Annotated in this window: 18 protein-coding genes; 11 read left to right on the plus strand and 7 right to left on the minus strand. The window is 68.3% G+C overall.

Translation table 11 applies throughout. The annotated features are described in order from the left end of the window. Positions 1 to 31 precede the first annotated feature (31 nt). Entirely contained in the window at positions 32 to 868 is an 837-nt protein-coding gene (locus tag BLQ43_RS01045) for a class I SAM-dependent methyltransferase (RefSeq protein WP_143006107.1), read from the plus strand. A 12-nt stretch (positions 869 to 880) separates the two neighbouring features. On the opposite strand, the gene BLQ43_RS01050 is transcribed toward BLQ43_RS01045, so the two are convergent. Next, positions 881 to 1,246, minus strand: a complete 366-nt coding sequence (locus tag BLQ43_RS01050; protein ID WP_090018264.1) for an accessory factor UbiK family protein — start codon at positions 1,244 to 1,246, stop codon at positions 881 to 883. Between the two features lie 156 nt (positions 1,247 to 1,402). On the opposite strand from BLQ43_RS01050, the gene lgt reads away from it, so the two are divergent. The 8 genes from lgt to ychF all read left to right on the plus strand — a co-directional run bounded on the left by lgt (position 1,403) and on the right by ychF (position 8,925). Beyond that, positions 1,403 to 2,209: a prolipoprotein diacylglyceryl transferase gene (lgt, locus tag BLQ43_RS01055; RefSeq protein WP_090018265.1), complete on the plus strand. Its 807-nt coding sequence runs from the start codon at positions 1,403 to 1,405 to the stop codon at positions 2,207 to 2,209. Next, positions 2,206 to 3,315, plus strand: a complete 1,110-nt coding sequence (locus tag BLQ43_RS01060) for a class I SAM-dependent methyltransferase (protein ID WP_090018266.1) — start codon at positions 2,206 to 2,208, stop codon at positions 3,313 to 3,315. Before lgt ends, BLQ43_RS01060 begins: the two co-directional genes overlap by 4 nt. A gap of 50 nt (positions 3,316 to 3,365) precedes the next feature. Then, complete coding sequence (gene pgeF, locus BLQ43_RS01065) at positions 3,366 to 4,154, plus strand: peptidoglycan editing factor PgeF (RefSeq protein WP_090018267.1); 789 nt, start codon at positions 3,366 to 3,368, stop codon at positions 4,152 to 4,154. Between the two features lie 34 nt (positions 4,155 to 4,188). After that, on the plus strand, positions 4,189 to 5,124 hold the full coding sequence (locus BLQ43_RS01070) for a hypothetical protein (protein WP_143006108.1): 936 nt from the start codon (positions 4,189 to 4,191) through the stop codon (positions 5,122 to 5,124). A gap of 213 nt (positions 5,125 to 5,337) precedes the next feature. Continuing rightward, positions 5,338 to 6,288, plus strand: coding sequence for a ribose-phosphate pyrophosphokinase (locus tag BLQ43_RS01075; protein WP_090018269.1), 951 nt, complete (start codon positions 5,338 to 5,340; stop codon positions 6,286 to 6,288). A 146-nt stretch (positions 6,289 to 6,434) separates the two neighbouring features. Continuing rightward, on the plus strand, positions 6,435 to 7,073 hold the full coding sequence (locus tag BLQ43_RS01080; RefSeq protein WP_090018270.1) for a 50S ribosomal protein L25/general stress protein Ctc: 639 nt from the start codon (positions 6,435 to 6,437) through the stop codon (positions 7,071 to 7,073). A gap of 168 nt (positions 7,074 to 7,241) precedes the next feature. Then, positions 7,242 to 7,817: an aminoacyl-tRNA hydrolase gene (gene pth / locus BLQ43_RS01085; RefSeq protein ID WP_090018271.1), complete on the plus strand. Its 576-nt coding sequence runs from the start codon at positions 7,242 to 7,244 to the stop codon at positions 7,815 to 7,817. Between the two features lie 10 nt (positions 7,818 to 7,827). Continuing rightward, positions 7,828 to 8,925, plus strand: a complete 1,098-nt coding sequence (gene ychF, locus BLQ43_RS01090; protein ID WP_090018272.1) for a redox-regulated ATPase YchF — start codon at positions 7,828 to 7,830, stop codon at positions 8,923 to 8,925. 302 nt (positions 8,926 to 9,227) lie between these two features. On the opposite strand, the gene BLQ43_RS14195 is transcribed toward ychF, so the two are convergent. Next, a complete protein-coding gene (locus BLQ43_RS14195; protein ID WP_143006109.1) occupies positions 9,228 to 10,043 on the minus strand; it encodes a hypothetical protein in 816 nt (271 codons plus the stop codon). A 201-nt stretch (positions 10,044 to 10,244) separates the two neighbouring features. Further along, complete coding sequence (locus BLQ43_RS01095) at positions 10,245 to 10,649, minus strand: hypothetical protein (protein ID WP_090018273.1); 405 nt, start codon at positions 10,647 to 10,649, stop codon at positions 10,245 to 10,247. A gap of 122 nt (positions 10,650 to 10,771) precedes the next feature. Here BLQ43_RS01095 and BLQ43_RS01100 point away from each other — a divergent pair, with 122 nt between their 5' ends. Next, positions 10,772 to 10,996: a helix-turn-helix transcriptional regulator gene (locus BLQ43_RS01100; protein WP_176758454.1), complete on the plus strand. Its 225-nt coding sequence runs from the start codon at positions 10,772 to 10,774 to the stop codon at positions 10,994 to 10,996. Positions 10,997 to 11,264: 268 nt separating this feature from the next. Here BLQ43_RS01100 and BLQ43_RS01105 read toward each other — a convergent pair whose 3' ends face one another. Both BLQ43_RS01105 and BLQ43_RS01110 read right to left on the minus strand, forming a co-directional pair. Beyond that, positions 11,265 to 11,564 carry a HigA family addiction module antitoxin gene (locus tag BLQ43_RS01105; protein WP_090018274.1) on the minus strand — a complete coding sequence of 100 codons (300 nt, stop codon included), beginning with the start codon at positions 11,562 to 11,564 and terminating at the stop codon, positions 11,265 to 11,267. 42 nt (positions 11,565 to 11,606) lie between these two features. Then, the gene (locus tag BLQ43_RS01110) at positions 11,607 to 12,740 is read right to left on the minus strand and encodes a site-specific DNA-methyltransferase (RefSeq protein WP_090018275.1); all 1,134 of its coding nucleotides are present in this window, start codon (positions 12,738 to 12,740) and stop codon (positions 11,607 to 11,609) included. A gap of 257 nt (positions 12,741 to 12,997) precedes the next feature. Here BLQ43_RS01110 and BLQ43_RS01115 point away from each other — a divergent pair, with 257 nt between their 5' ends. Beyond that, positions 12,998 to 14,692 (plus strand): methyl-accepting chemotaxis protein, encoded by a 1,695-nt coding sequence (locus BLQ43_RS01115; RefSeq protein WP_090018276.1) that lies wholly within the window; start codon positions 12,998 to 13,000, stop codon positions 14,690 to 14,692. Here BLQ43_RS01115 and rnhB read toward each other — a convergent pair. Together rnhB and BLQ43_RS01125 are read right to left on the minus strand one after the other, a co-directional pair. Then, positions 14,684 to 15,292 carry a ribonuclease HII gene (gene rnhB / locus BLQ43_RS01120; RefSeq protein WP_090018277.1) on the minus strand — a complete coding sequence of 203 codons (609 nt, stop codon included), beginning with the start codon at positions 15,290 to 15,292 and terminating at the stop codon, positions 14,684 to 14,686. The two genes, BLQ43_RS01115 and rnhB, sit on opposite strands and share 9 nt — an antisense overlap. A gap of 27 nt (positions 15,293 to 15,319) precedes the next feature. Continuing rightward, entirely contained in the window at positions 15,320 to 15,820 is a 501-nt protein-coding gene (locus BLQ43_RS01125; protein ID WP_090018278.1) for a DUF29 domain-containing protein, read from the minus strand. Positions 15,821 to 15,870 lie beyond the last annotated feature (50 nt).

Raw genomic sequence — 15,870 nt, forward strand, 5'->3', positions numbered from 1 at the left:
CGTGTTCGCCGCATGCAACGCTTCCGTCATCATGGATGACGTCGCGCGCTCAGTTGCCAGCCACTACAGCCGCCACGACGACCTGCCGGGCCGCATCCTGGCGGCGCTGCCGCACACCGGGGGCGACCCCGATCATCCAACCTATGAAGCCGTCCACCATCTCGACCAGTTCCACCTCGGCGGGCCGCCGGCCAGCCGGGTGCTGGCGGATCTCGGCGAGCTGCACGGCGAGGCGGTGCTGGATGTCGGCTGCGGCATCGGCGGCCCGGCGCGGCTGCTGTCGCAGGAGCGCGGCTGCACCGTAACCGGCGTCGACCTCACACAGCGGTATGTAACCAGCGCGCGCACGATCAGCGGCTGGCTGGGGCTGGGTGACGCCACGCAGTTCGTCTGCGCCAGCGCGCTCCAGCTGCCGGTGCGCGACGGCGCCTTCTCCGTGGCGTGGTCGCAGCACGCGGCCATGAACATCCCGGACAAGGACCGCCTGTACGCCGAAATCGCGCGTGTGCTGCGGCCCGGCGGGCGCTTTTTGATGCACGACATCGTCGCCGGGCCGCTGCGCGACCCCTACTACCCGGTCCCCTGGGCGCACACGCCCACGGAATCGTTCCTGCTGCCGGCGAACGAGGTGCACGCCCGGCTGCGCGCGGCCGGGCTGGAAGAAGTGGTGTGGCAGGACGCCAGCGCCGAGGCCATTGGCCGCATCCGCGCCGCGCGCGAGCGCGCCGCCGCCGGCGAGCCGGAGAAGCCGGGGCCGGACCTCATCATGGGGCCGGAGTTCGCGACGATGCGCGAGAACCTCTCGCGCTCGCTGGAAGAGGCGCGCGTCAGCGTGGTGCGCTCCGTCTGGAAAAAGCCCGGCCGCTGACGCGGGTTCGTCTCAGCCGCCGCGCTCTGAACTGCTGCCTGAGGCTTTCGACCCGGCGCTCTTGCCGCTGTTCTTGGACCGCTGGCCGCCGGATTTGCCGCCGCCCTTGGCGCTGGTTTGCTTGCTCTCCAGCTCCGCCAGGCGCGCTTCCAGCTGGTCAACGCGCGTTTGCAGGGCTTCCTGGTCCTCGCGCGCCTGCTGCGCCATGGCGTGCACGGCCTCGTACTGGTCGCGCGTTACCAGATCCATCTGCTCCACGACGCGTTCCACGAGCTCGCGGACGCGCGTCTCCGCTTCGCTGCGCAGGTTTCCCGCGACCCCGGCGGCGCCGCCGGCGAGGCGCGCGAGATCGTCCAGCAGCCGGCTCTGGCTCTGCATGCCTGCCCCCTCCGAGACTGGAACGGCCGCCGGCCGCGACCGTTTAATCGGAGTATGGGCGCGGCACACCGCCCCTTCAAGCGCGCTTGCCGCGCCGTCCGGCAGGCTTCTATACCCACGCGAACCAATGTCCACGCGCCGTGCCGGAGCGCCGCGATGCTGCTGACCCTGCCGTACCCCGCGATCGATCCCGTCGCCATCGAACTGGGGCCGCTGGCTCTGCGGTGGTACGGCCTCGCCTACATCGCGGGGCTGGTGCTCGGTTGGCAGTACTGCAAGGCGCTGACCGCGCGCACGCCGGATGCGGCGCTCACCCGCGTCGCCTTCGACGACTTCCTGCTGTGGGCGACGATCGGGGTGCTGGCCGGCGGGCGGCTGGGCTACGTGCTCTTCTACCAGCCGGGGTATTTCCTGGAGAATCCGGAACAGGCGGCGATGCTCTGGCAGGGCGGCATGAGCTTCCACGGCGGCCTGCTGGGGGTCGTCGCCGCCATCGTCCTGTTCGCGCGCAAGCGCGGACTGAAGCTGCTCGCCTTCGCCGACGTCATCGCCTGTGCCGCGCCCATCGGGCTGTTCTTCGGCCGCGTCGCCAACTTCATCAACGGCGAGCTGTGGGGACGACCCGCGCCGGACGTGCCCTGGGCGATGGCCTTTCCGACCGGCGGGCCTGTGCCGCGCCATCCCAGTCAGCTCTACGAGGCGCTGCTGGAGGGCGTGTTGCTGTTCGCCGTGCTCTTTGTCCTGCAGCGGCGCGGCTGGCTGGCGCGGCCGGGCGTGGCGACCGGCACCTTCGTCGCCGGCTACGGCGTGGCACGCTTCGTCGCCGAGTTCTTCCGCGCCCCCGACCCCTTCCTGGGCTACCTGGCGCTGGGCACGACGATGGGGCAGCTGCTGTCGCTTCCCATGATCCTGGCGGGCGCGGGCCTGATCGCCTGGTCCGTGCGGCGGAGCCAGCCCGCATGACCGCGCTGGAGGACCGCATCAAGCGCCGCATCGCCGTCGAGGGGCCGATCTCCCTCGGCGCCTACATGGCTGAGGTCTTGGCCGCGCCGGGCGCCGGCTACTACGCGGGCGAGCACGATCCCCTGGGCGCGGCGGGTGACTTCACCACCGCGCCCGAGATCAGCCAGATGTTCGGCGAATTGCTCGGGCTGTGGTGCGCCGACACCTGGCAGCGCCTGCTCGGCTCGCCGTCCCCCGTTCATCTCGTCGAGCTGGGGCCGGGGCGGGGCACGCTCATGGCTGACGCGCTGCGCGCGGCGCGCATGATGCCCGGCTTCCGCGAGGCGCTGGACGTGCACCTCGTGGAGATCAGCCCGGCGCTGCGCGCCAAGCAGGAAGAAACCCTGCGCGATGCCGGGGTCGCCGTGCACTGGCACCGCGAGACGGCGACCATCCCCGACGGGCCGCTGCTCGTGCTCGCCAACGAGTTCTTCGACGCGCTGCCCGTGCGGCAGATGGAGCGCACCGCCGACGGCTGGTGCGAGCGGCTGGTCGCCGTCGATCCCGAGCGCGACGCCCTGGCGCTGGCGCGCGGCGCGCCCACCCGCAAGGCCGCCCACTACGTCCCCGAGGAGCTGCGCGACGCCCCCGAGGGCACCGTGGTCGAGGTCTCGCCGGCCATGCTGGCGCAGACCCAGGAGCTGGCCGAGCGCATCGCGCAGGTGGGCGGCGCCGGGCTGATCGTGGACTTCGGCCCGGACAGCGTCATGTCCGGCGCGACGCTCCAGGCCGTGCGCCGTCACCGCCCGGCCGAGATCCTGGAAGCGCCCGGCGAAACCGACCTCACCGCGCACGTGCCCTTCCCGCTGCTGGCGCGCGCGGCGCGGGAAGCGGGGGCGGCCGCGCACGGCCCCGTGCAGCAGGGCACCTTCCTGCGCGCGCTCGGGATCGAGGCGCGGGCGCAGACCCTGACGGCCAACGCCGCGCCGCAGCAGGCCCGCGCGATCGCCAGCGCGCTCCACCGCCTGACGGCGCCCGAGGAGATGGGCGAGCTGTTCAAGGCCCTGGCGATCACCCCCCGTGGCGCCGGAACCCCCGCCGGGTTCCCCGAGACGGCGGAGGCGTGACCCCCGTCCGCGCCCTTAACAGGGGCGCCGGTGCGGCCTACAAAGCCCGTATGAGCGATCAACCGCCGGCCCCGTTGCGCGATCCCGGCCTGAACGCCCTGCCGGGCGTTCGCCACGGCTTCTTCACGCGCCGGAGCGGCGTCAGCGCGGGCATCTACGAGTCGCTGAACTGCGGGCCCGGCTCGAACGACGACCCGGAAACGGTGGCGGAAAACCGCCGGCGCGCGCTGGCCGCGCTCGATCTCCCCGAGGGCGCGCTCGCGACGCTGCATCAGGTGCACTCGCCCGATGCGGTGGTTGCGACCGCGCCGTTCCCGCGCGAGGAACGGCCGCGTGCCGACGCCGTGGTGACGCGCACGCCCGGGCTGGCGGTGGGGGTGCTCACGGCCGATTGCGCGCCCGTGCTGCTGGCGGATGCGCACGCCGGGGTGGTCGGCGCCGCGCACGCGGGCTGGCGCGGGGCGCTGGGCGGGGTGCTGGACGCCTGCCTCGCGCGCATGGAAGGCGAGGGCGCGGACCGGCGCTGCATCACGGCCGCCGTGGGGCCGTGCATCGGGGCGCGCTCCTACGCCGTGAGCCTCGACTTCATCGAGCCGTTCACCGACGCGGACCCGGCGAACGCGCGCTTCTTCCGGGCGCTGCCGGCCGGGGACGGCTACCTGTTCGACCTCGCCGGCTACACCGTGGCGGTGCTGGAGGCGGCCGGGGTGGGCACGGTCGCGGCGCTGGGCCGTGACACCTACGCCGACGCGGCCCACTTCTTCAGCCACCGCCGCGCGCGCCACCGCGGTGAGCCGGACTACGGGCGGCTGCTCGCGGCCATCGCGCTCGCGGGCTGATAGCGGACCCGCCGCGAGAAGGCACGGACCGGGAATGACGGGCGATGCCGCACATGCTGATCTTCTTCGCCTTCCTGCTGCTGGGGCTGCTGGGAAGCTGCGTGCTCGTGGTCGCCAGCTGATCGCCGTCCTTGCGGCCGCGTTCGTCCTTGCCGGCTGCGGCGATCTGCCGCGCCCCTTCCAGGGGGCGGAGAAGGCCGGCAACCCCGTTCTCTCCCTGCCCGACAGCAGCGGCATCGCCGTGCTTCCCGTCACGGGCCTGACCCCGCGCGGCGACGCGCGCATGGCGACGGCCATGGCGAAGGCGCTGCGTGCCCAGAACGTGCCCGCCCGCGTCAGCTCCGGCAGCAACGACACGCGCTGGCTCATGGGCCACGCCGAGGCGGCGGGCACCGAGGGCATCCGCCTGACCTGGGAGCTGTACGGCGAGGGCGGCGGGCTGACCGGCGTGCACGAGCACGTTGTGCCCATCACGCGCACGGCCTGGCGCGCGGGCGCCTCCGACCGCCTGGCGCGCGTGGCCCGCCGGGCCGCGCCCCAGATCGCCGGGCTGGTGCAGGATCGGCCGGAACAGAAGCGCAGTGGCTTGCGCGGTTTTCCGGAGGGGACGCGCGTGGTCGTCGAGCCCGCCACGGGCAAGCCCACCGAGGGCGCGCGGGAACTCGCCCCCGCCATGGCGTCGGCACTGCGGCGGCGGGGCCTGCCGCTGGCGGACACGGCGCAGCCCGGCGACATCGTCATCAGCGGTACGCTCGGCGGCAAGGCGTTGTCGGGCGGCGGGCGGCGCCTGCGCATCACCTGGGTGGTGGAGCGCGAGGGGCGCGCGCAGCCCCTCGGCGACCTGAACCAGTCCAACGCCGTGCCCGAAGGCGTGCTGGAGCAGGGGTGGCCGGCACTCAGCCGCCGCATCGCGCGAGCAGCGGTGCCCGGCATTCTGCGCGTGCTGCGCGCCGCAGCGTCCCAGGGCTGATCGCGGCCGGGCGATCACGTTTACAGGGTATGACGGCCTTGCTACATTCCGCGCGCCGTCGGCCGGGGACGCGCTGGCCGGCGTCGGTTGCGTTGGTCCGGCACCGCCGCGCCGCGGCCGGACCCATCGGCGCAGCCACTGGCATCGACGCGCAACCGCCGGATCGACCGCAATCGACAGCGTTTCACCAACCGCGCCGCTCCCGGATCGCTCATGAAAATTCTCACGGGCAACAGCAATCGGCCGCTCGCCGAAGCCATCTCGGCGTACGTGAACCTGCCATTGACGCAGGCCAATGTCAGGCGCTTCGCCGACATGGAGGTGTTCGTCGAGATCCTCGAGAACATGCGGGGTGAGGATGTCTTCGTCATCCAGTCCACCTGCTACCCCGCGAACGACAACGTCATGGAGCTGCTGGTCACGCTGGATGCGCTGCACCGCGCCTCGGCGCGCCGCGTGACGGCCGTGATGCCCTACTACGGCTACGCGCGCCAGGACCGGAAGTCCGGCCCGCGCACGCCCATCTCGGCGAAGCTGCTGGCGAACCTCATGACCTCCGCCGGTGCCGACCGCGTGCTCACGCTCGACCTGCACGCCGGCCAGATCCAGGGCTTCTTCGACATCCCGACCGACAACCTCTTCGCCGCGCCGGTGTTCACCCAGGACATCCAGCAGAATTACGGCGAGGACAACCTCGTCATCGTCTCGCCGGACGTCGGCGGCGTGGTCCGCGCGCGCGGCATCGCCAAGCGCCTGGGCGCCGAGCTGGCGATCATCGACAAGCGCCGCGAGCGCGCCGGCCAGTCCGAGGTCATGCACATCATCGGCGAGGTGAAGGGCCGCAAGTGCATCCTCGTCGACGACATCGTCGACTCCGCCGGCACGCTGTGCAACGCCGCCCGCGCGCTGAAGGACGGCGGCGCGACCTCGGTGGCGGCCTACGTCACCCACGGCGTGCTCTCCGGCGGCGCGGTGGCGCGCGTGTCCTCCTCGCCGCTGGAGGAGCTGGTCATCACCGACAGCATCCCCGCGACCGAGGCCGTGCGCGTGGCGCACAACATCCGCCAGATCTCAATCGCCCCGCTGCTCGGCGAGGCCATGCTGCGCATCCGGGACGATCACTCCGTCTCCAGCCTGTTCGAGTCCGCGCCCGCGCCGGCCTGATCCGGCCGCGCGGCCTCGATCCCGCCCGCGGCACCCCTGGAGGCCGTGGGCGAAAACCGGCACCGCGACGTGCCGGCACACGCCGAAACCAGCCGGCACCGGCGACGGTGCCGGCGTTTTCCGTCGCCGAAAGGAGTTGGACCCAAATGACCGAGACCCACCGTCTGGACGCCCAGCTGCGCACGCAGGCAGGCAAGGGGGCCGCCAAGCGTGATCGCAAGGCCGGCCGCGTCCCCGCCGTCGTCTACGGCGCGAACAAGCAGCCCACGATGATCACCGTGGAGCCGGGCGACCTCGACCGCGAGCTGAACACGCCGGGCTTCTTCACGCGCCTCTACGACATCCGCGTGGACGGCAAGAAGGCCAAGGAAATGGCCGTGGTGCGCGACATGCAGCGCGACCCCGTCACCGACCGCCCGATCCACCTGGACTTCCTGCGCGTCGCGCCGAGCACGCAGGTCACCATCGAGGTGCCGGTGCACTTCTCCGGCCACGAGCAGTCCCCCGGCCTGGAGCGCGGCGGCGTCCTCGACGTGGTGCGCCACGAGGTCGAGATGCTCTCGCGCGCGGACTCCATCCCCTCGCACCTGGACATCGACCTCAGCAAGTTCGACGTCGGGGACTCCATCCACATCTCCCACGTCGACCTGCCCGAGGGCAGCCAGCCGTCGATCCAGGACCGCGACTTCACCATCGCCACCATCAGTGCCCCGCGCGGCATGAAGAAGGCGACCACCGAGGAAGGTGAAGGCGAGGAAGAGGCCGAAGGCGGCGAGGAAACCTGATCGCGCCTGCTTTCGCGATGGCATCGGCCCCGACCCCCTCTATGATCTCCCCCTTCCCCATCCATGGGGAAGGGGGAGATGGCTGGCGCGCTGAACGCGACAGCCAGAGGGGGATGGGGGCATCGGTTTGACGCCATGATCCGCCTGTTTCGCCGACGGAGCGCCCCAGTGCTGCTGCTGGTCGGACTCGGCAACCCCGGCCGCCGCTACGCGGACACGCGCCACAACATCGGGTTCCTGGCGCTGGACGAGATCGTCCGGCGCCAGAGCCTGCGCGCGGGCCGCTCGCGCTTTCACGCCGAAACGGCGGAAGGCCCCATCGGCGGCGACAAGGTGCTTGCCCTCAAGCCGCAGACCTACATGAACCGCTCGGGGGATTCCGTCGCCGCGGCCGCGCGCTTCTTCAAGCTCGGCCCCGAGCGCGTCATCGTCTTCCACGACGAGCTGGACCTCGAACCGGGCAAGCTGCGCGTGAAGACGGGCGGCGGCAACGCCGGCCACAACGGCCTCAAGTCCATCGACCAGCACATCGGCAACGGCTTCATCCGGGTGCGCCTCGGCATCGGCCACCCCGGTGACAAAAGCCAGGTCACCAACTATGTGCTAAGTCCCTTCGCCAAGGCCGAGCGCCAGTGGGTCGAACCGCTGTGCGAGGCCGTGGGCGAGGAAATCCCGCACCTCGTGGCGGGCGACGCCGAGGGCTTCATGAGCCGCGTCGCCCAACGCACCGGCACCAACCGCTGACAGCGAGACCATGGGCTTCAACTGCGGCATCGTCGGGCTGCCGAACGTCGGCAAGTCCACGCTCTTCAACGCGCTGACCGAGGCCGCGCAGGCCGAAGCGGCCAACTATCCCTTCTGCACGATCGAGCCCAACGTGGGCCGCGTGCCCGTGCCGGACCCGCGCCTGCACCAGCTGGCCGAGGTGGCGCAGTCGCGCGACGTCATCCCGACGCAGCTGGAGTTCGTGGACATCGCCGGGCTGGTGCGCGGCGCCTCCAAGGGCGAGGGCCTGGGCAACCAGTTCCTCGGCAACATCCGCGAGGTGGACGCCATCGTCCACCTGCTGCGCTGCTTCGAGGGCGAGACCTCCCACGTCGACGGCGGCGTCGACCCCATCCGCGACGCCGAGGCCGTCGAGACCGAATTGCTGATCGCCGACCTGGAATCCCTGGAGCGCCAGCATCAGCAGGTGGTCAAGAAGGCGCGCGGCGGCGACAAGGAGGCCGTGGCCAAGAAGCCGCTGCTGGAGCGTCTGATCGCCGCCTTGCAGGAGGGCACGCCCGCGCGCGACGTCGAGATCGCGCCGGAAGAGCAGGGCTTCCTCAAGGAGATGCACCTGCTCACGCGCAAGCCCGTGCTCTACGTCGCCAACGTCGGCGACGACGAGGTCGCCACCGGCAACGAACATTCCGAGCGCGTGGCCGAGCACGCCCGCCAGCACGGCGCCGGCTGTGTCACCATCGCCGCCGCCATCGAGGCGGAAGTGGCCGCGCTGCCCTCCGCCGAGGAAAAGCGCGCCTTCCTCGACGACCTGGGGCTCAGCGAAAGCGGCCTCGACCGCGTGATCAAGGCGGGCTACACGCTGCTCGACCTCATCACCTTCTTCACCGCCGGCCCAAAGGAAACGCGCGCCTGGACCACGGTGCGCGGCGCCACGGCGCCAGAGGCCGCGGGCGTCATCCACTCCGACATGCAGCGCGGCTTCATCCGCGCCGAAACCATCCACTGGCAGGACTTCGTCGAACTCGGCGGCGAAGCCGCCGCCAAGGACGCCGGCAAGATGCGCGTGGAAGGCCGCGACTACGTCGTCCAGGACGGCGACGTGATGCACTTCAGGTTTAATGTCTAAGAAACACAGCGTGTTTCATCGCGCCAGTCAGTCGAATGGACGCCGTCCAAACGACATGGGGGCGGCTGTCTTGGGGGGACAGTCGCAGTCCGTAAACAAGGCTTGTTTAATCGCGCCAGTCAGTCCGGCGGACGCCCGGAAAACGCGATGTGGGTGGCCGTCTTGGGGACAGTCGCAGTCCGCACCGTCACTCCGGCGGGCGGACACCATAACGCCGTAGGGCGCATTCGCCGTCAGGCATTGCGCAGCTGCCGGTGAACGGGCGGTTTGCTGCGAGGCAGCGAAACCGCCCGCACGCGGCGCTATCCTTTGTCGCAATTTTCGATAGTGTCAACTCGTACCAATGTAGTTTGCTCGAAGCTTTTGATGGTAGGCGCATTTTCTTCCACATTGTAAAATATTCCTTTACCTTTGTACGTGTCCAAAAACACATGACATTTGTTTTCGCTTGAAACGGTCGGGTTCAAGCCAAGAAATTTCAGCTCAAGCGCGCTTTGGGCACTTGAAAATTGCAGAATGTATAAGCCTACTGTAAAGACTATCAGGATACCTAAAACCTTCAGGTACGTTTTACCTAGCGTTGGATCTTCTCCAACCGAACGTTTCACTAGTGCGGGAGATAAGAAGCTTATAAGTCCGACAAAAACTATTAAAATAAGAATCGTGCGAACTGGATTTTGCACCATCCAATTACGCGCAATATCGATCGTTAATGCAAACGCAAGCAGAGAAATTATTAAAAATACAGAGAATACAAGTGAAGCAAACCAGAAGGTTGGACTTTTTATATGCGAATAAAAGCGACAGCCTGACGTTACAAGGAGAAACCAAGAAACGAGAGCAATGAATATTAAAGTGTGTGAAGCGAAAGATACAATTTCCGTGAATGAAATGTTAACAAATTCCGACGGCACCCCGGCTTCGTGAAAAAACCAATACTCGTCCCAATATGCTAAAAAATAAAGCAAAAGGGTTGCAATCGGTATTATAACTGCAATGGCAGTACTCAGATACCCAATTCCACTGCTGATTTGATCCCATGTTAGTAAATCATTATCATGTGACAGATTAGATTGATTTTCGCCATCTCCCTGGTAGCCGCCGTTGTTATCCGTCATAGCTTCTCGGCCCGATATCCTATCGTTATAGTAGTGTGCTCATATCGTTAATTCAACATAAAAAGATCGTCAATGTTGCAGTATGCGATAAACCCCGTTTTTTGTTTTATATTTTATAGTAACGCCGTAGGGCGCAATTGCCGTCAGGCATTGCGCCGCTGCCGGTGAACGGGCGGTTTGCTGTGAGGCAGCGTAACTGCCCTACGACTGTCTCTGGCCGTACGCCTCGACCAGGGCGTCCAGGGCGTCGGCTTGCAGGTCGCTTGGTGCATCGTTGTCGCGCAGGAGATCCTTGCGGTGGATGGTGGTCACGCGGGCCTTGGCGGCGGCGCCCGCGAGGGTGTCGGCGGGGATGGCCTGCATCGCCTCCAGCACGGCGAACTGCCGGTGCAACAGGCTTTCCATCGTCTCCGTGGCGGTGCCGTGCTCGGCGAACCACGCGTCCAGCTCGGCCTGATACTGCGCGTGCGTGTGCTCCAGCGCGAACAGCCGCTCGTCGTTCGGATTCCAGCCCACGCGATTCGTATAGGCTGTCACGGTGCGCGCGCCGGCGACCAGGGCGTTGGCTGCGGCTTCGAGGGCAAGCACTGCCGTTCGGTTTTCCATATCACGACTCCTTGTGTTTTTCACAAGAACGAGCACACCGAACCGCTCCCGTGATGTCAAACGCCGTGTCTGCGGCGGCGGCAACGTTGACCCCGGAGCCGTGACGCCCTATCGCCCGCGCCATGATCACGCCCGAGCAATGCCGCGCCGCGCGCGGCCTTCTGAAATGGAGCCAGAAAGACCTCGCCGACGCGTCAGGGGTCTCCAACCAGAGTGTGCGGGATTTCGAGCTTGGTCATAAAAACCCGCAGCAAAGCACCCTGGCGGTCATTCAGCGGGCGTTCGAGGAGGCCGGGGTCGAGTTCACCAACGGCGACACGCCGGGCCTGCGCCTGCACAAATCCTGACGCAGCCGGCCAAGGTGCCTTTTGTTGCTCCCCGACGTTCTATGCGCACGGCCGGCTGCGAGTGAGGCAAGCTGGCGCGTGGCGCTGACGCGGGGACGTCACGACGCGGCTGTGCTTTCAAGGACGACAGACGCGATAACGCCGTAGGGCGCAATCGCCGTCAGGCATTGCGCCGCTCCCGGTGAATTGGCGGTTTGCTGCGAGGCAGCGAAACCGCCCTACCGCGTTATGCAAACTTGATTTCTGTTTGCGCAATCACGAGCGCGCGTCAGCGGTCGGCATCCGCCACGGGGCGTTTCGGCAGGCGTTCCAGCTCCGACCCGATTTCCGCGCGCGCCAGGTCCAGCTCGTAGGTTTTCTGGAGGTTCATCCACAGCTCGGGCGAGGTGTTGAAATACCAGCCCAGCCGAAGCGCGGTGTCGGCGCTGATGGCCCGCTTGCCGCCCAGGATCTGGCTGATGCGGTTGGCGGGAACGTCGATCAGCCGCGCCAGCTCCGCCGCGCTGAGATCGAGGTCGTCCAGTTCGTCCGCCAGGACCTCGCCGGGATGGATGGCCGTCCGCGTCATCGCCCGATCCGTTGGTTGCGTCGCCGGGGCGCCGCTGGTTCCTCAACCCTCCATCTCGGCGCGGACGCGTTGGCGCAGCACGTCGATGGGGATGAGCTTGTCGTCCTGTTCGATGTGCCAGAACTGCCAGCCGTTGCACGAGGGCGCGCCCTGGACGTGGGCGCCGATCTTGTGGATCGAGCCGGTGGCGTCCGTCGTGACGATGTTGCCGTCGGCGCGCACCTTCGCCTGATGCTGGCCCTTGGCGCCGCCGTGCAAGATGGTGCCGGGCTCGATCAGCCCGCGCTCCACCAGCCAGCCGAAGGGCACGCGCGGCTGCCGGCGCCGGGCCTGGGCTTCCACCAGCCGCGTGTCCTTCACGGGCTGGACGTGGTGCACGCGCTCGCGCGTCAGCGCCGCGTAGTCCGGGTCGTTCTCGATCGCCAGCCAGCGCCGGCGCAGGCGCTTGGCGACCGCCGGCGTCGTGCCCGTCCCGGCAAACGGGTCCAGCACCATGTCGCCCGGCTGCGTCGAGGCCAGGATGACGCGGTGGAGCAGGGCTTCCGGCTTCTGCGTGGGGTGCGCCTTGTTGCCGTGCGCGTCCTTGATGCGCTCGCTGCCGCCGCAGACCGGGATTTCCCAGTCGCTGCGCATCTGCAGGTCGTCGTTGAGCGCTTTCATCGAGTGGTGGTTGAAGGTGTGGCGCGCGCCCTTGGACTTCGCCGCCCAGATCAGCGTTTCGTGCGCGTTGGCGAAGCGCCGGCCGCGGAAGTTCGGCATGGGGTTCGTCTTGTTCCACACGATGTCGTTGAGGAGCCAGAACCCGAGGTCCTGGAGGATGGCGCCCACCCGGAAGATGTTGTGGTAGCTGCCGATCACCCACAGCGTGCCGTCGTCCTTGAGCACGTGGCGCGCCGCCTGCAGCCATGACCGCGTGAAGCGGTCGTAGGCTTCCAGGCTGTCGAACTGGTCCCAGGCGTCGTCCACGCCGTCCACGCGCGTGTGGTTCGGGCGCGTCAGTTCGCCTTCAAGTTGAAGGTTGTAGGGTGGGTCCGCGAACACGAGGTCCACGGACTTCGCCGGCATGGCGCGCATCATCGCCGCGGCCTCGCCCTCGCACACGCCGCTTTCGGCGAGCGGGTCGGTGTTGTCCGGTGTCGGGACGGACTCGCGCGACAGCGCTGCCTGGCGCACCATGAATGTATTCCCCTGCCAAACCCCTGCGACTCGAGGGTCTGAGCCTGAGTCACGCCGGAGTCGGCGTCAAGGCGCGGGCGCCGTTCGCGGGGGCGGAGTCGGCACCGGGTCCGGCCGCGTGCATGCCTGCCGTTCAATGCCGCCGGATGTCGCGCCTTGCCGGGAGGTGATGGCGTCCCACTTTAGGCCGTTAACGGCACGCAACCAGTTTCGGATACCGTTTCGGCGCTCTAAACCCACCGACAAGGACGAACGGCATGCTCAAAACGCTCAGCATCCGTGCCCGCATTTTCATCGGCTTCGGCGCGATCGGGCTTTTGCTCGTGGTCCTGGCCGGTGTCGGCATCCAGCGGGTGGATCAAATCAACAGCGGCCTGACCGAGATCAACGACGTGAACACCGTCAAGCAGCGCCACGCCATCAACTTCCGCGGCAGCGTCCACGACCGCGCGATCGAGGTTCGCGATCTGGCGCTCTTCCAGCGCGAGGACCGGATCGCCGACGCGCTCGCCCTGATCGACGAGCTGGAGCAGAAGTACATCCGCAACGCCCGCGCGCTCGACGAGATGATGGCCAGCGCGTCGACGACCGCGCGCGAACGCGAGCTGTTGCAGCGGATCAAGGACATCCGGCAGAAGACGCGGCCGATGATCGCCGAGATCATCGAGCTGAAGCAGGCCGGCGAGTTCGAGGAAGCCCGCGCGCTGATCCTGAACGACGCGCGGCCGGCCTTCATCACCTGGCTGAACCGAATCAACGCCTTCATCGACTACCAGGAAGCCCAGAACGACACCCTGACCACGACCACGCGTGAGATCGGTCAGAACTTCATCTGGATCATGGTGGGCCTGACGCTGGTGTGCCTGGCCCTGGGCGGAAGTTTCGCGTGGTTCACCGTGGCGGGCATCCGGCCGCTGCGCACGCTGTCGGAGCGGGTGCGCGCGCTTGCCGACGGCCATCTCGACGTCAGCGTCCCCGAGATCCCGACGCGCGACGAGGTCGGCCAGATTGCGGGCGCGGTCGCCGTGCTCAAGGACAGCGTATTGGAAGCCGACCGCTTGAAGCGGGAGCAGGCGGAAACCGAGCGCCGCGCGCAGGAGCAGCAGCGGCAGGCCATGAACGAGCTGGCCGAGCGCTTCGAGCGCGAGGTGGGCGAGATCGTCCAGCAGGTCAGCAGCTCGGCACAGCAGCTTCAGGGCACCGCGGAGACGATGTCCCGGGCCGCTTCGGACACGAGCGAGCGCGTGCAGACCGTCGGCTCCTCCGCCGAGCAGGCCGCGAGCAACGTGCAGACCGTGGCCTCGGCGGCGCAGCAGCTCACGAACTCCATCGACGAGGTCGGCTCGCGCATCAACCAGACCTCGGAAACCGCGCGCTCGGCGCGGGAGCGCGCGGACGGCGCCCGCCAGCAGATCCAGTCCCTGGCCCAGGCGGCGCACCAGATCGGCGACGTCATCCAGCAGATCCAGGACATCGCCGAGAAGACGAATTTGTTGGCCCTGAACGCCACGATCGAGGCGGCCCGCGCCGGGGAAGCCGGCAAGGGCTTCGCCGTCGTCGCCGACGAGGTGAAGTCGCTCGCCAACCAGACGCAAAAGGCGACCGAAGACATCACCCAGCGCATCAACACGGTTCAGGGCGAAACCGACGAGGCCGTGAGCGTGATCGAGGCGGTTGCCGACAACATGCGCGAGATCGACGAGGCCGCGTCCTCGATCGCCTCGGCGGTGGAAGAGCAGATCTCGTCCACGCGCGAAATCTCCCGCAACGTCGAGGAAGCCTCGACGGGCGTGCAGGACGTCTCCTCGCAGATGGGGGAGATGGGCAACGCGGCCGGTCAGGCCGGCACGGCGTCCAACGAGGTGCTTTCCGCGGCGAGCACACTGTCCCAGCAGGCCGACACGCTCTCGACCAAGGTGGACGGCTTCCTGCGCGAGGTGCGCTCAGGCTGATCCGGCCTGGGCCGCCCCGCCGCGCAGCGCCGTCTGCACGGGCTTGAACGAGCGGCGGTGGTGGGAAGTGGCGCCCAGGGTCATGAGCGCCTCGCGGTGCTCGCGCGTGCCGTAGCCGCGGTTGCGCTCCCAGCCGTAGCCGGGGTGTTCGGCCGCGAGCGCGTCCATGCGGGCGTCGCGGTCCACCTTGGCGAGGATGGAGGCGGCGGCGATCTCGGCCACGCTGGCGTCGCCGCCCACCACGCACTCGACGGGGCACGGCAGCTCGGGCGCGCGGTTGCCGTCCACCAGCGCCTTTTCGGGCGTCACGCCGCACCCCGTCAGCGCGCGGGCCATCGCCATGTGGCTGGCGGCCAGGATGTTCCAGGTGTCGATCTCCGCCACCTCGGCCAGCCCGACGCCGTGGGGGCAGACCTCGCGGATGCGGGCGGCCAGCCGCTCGCGCTGGTTGGCGCTCAGCTTCTTGGAGTCCGTCACGGCCGCGCGCAACTCGGCGGCATCGGCCGGGATCGCCACGGCCGCCGCCACCACGGGCCCGGCCAACGGCCCGCGCCCGGCTTCGTCGAGGCCGACGGTTTGGATGGAACCTGATGGGGTCACGGCGCGCCCGAATGTTCGCAGCTTGGATCAGGCACCGTCGGTATCGCGGCCGAGGGCGCGGTGCAAGCGGGTGCGGGCTTCCTCAATGTCGAAGTCCGCCCGCAGCAATTCATCGAGCGTAAACGGGCATTCCGCGTGACGCGGCAGGCTCGCTTCGCTGTGGTCCGCGAATTTGGCGTTGGCGAGCTGATAAGCACGGCGCCAGATGCGCGCCATGTCCAGATGTTGCCGCATGCCCGGGGTGAAGCTGTCCTGCGCTGCCTGCTGATGCGCAACGATCTCGCGTCGCCAGTGCGTGTGTGGGTCCGGCGCGTCGATCCATGCGTGTTCCAACAAGTGGGCAACAACCTGAACCAGATTGCGCTCGACCGCCGTTCTCTCACTGCGCCCCAAGGCTTCGACCTCTTCGGCAAGGTTCTCGGCATCCAGATCGTTGTCGCGCGCCATGGCGCGCAGGCGCGCCGCCTGGTCCTGCGTCCACAGGTAAAAATCACGCTCGTACAGCGGAGAGTCGGATGTTGGGGGCATTGGTGCCTCCGCGTGAACTGAGAATATTCTTAGTATGTGTGCGCAGCGCG

It is taken from the genome of Limimonas halophila (genome assembly GCF_900100655.1).
Classification (GTDB): domain Bacteria; phylum Pseudomonadota; class Alphaproteobacteria; order Kiloniellales; family Rhodovibrionaceae; genus Limimonas; species Limimonas halophila.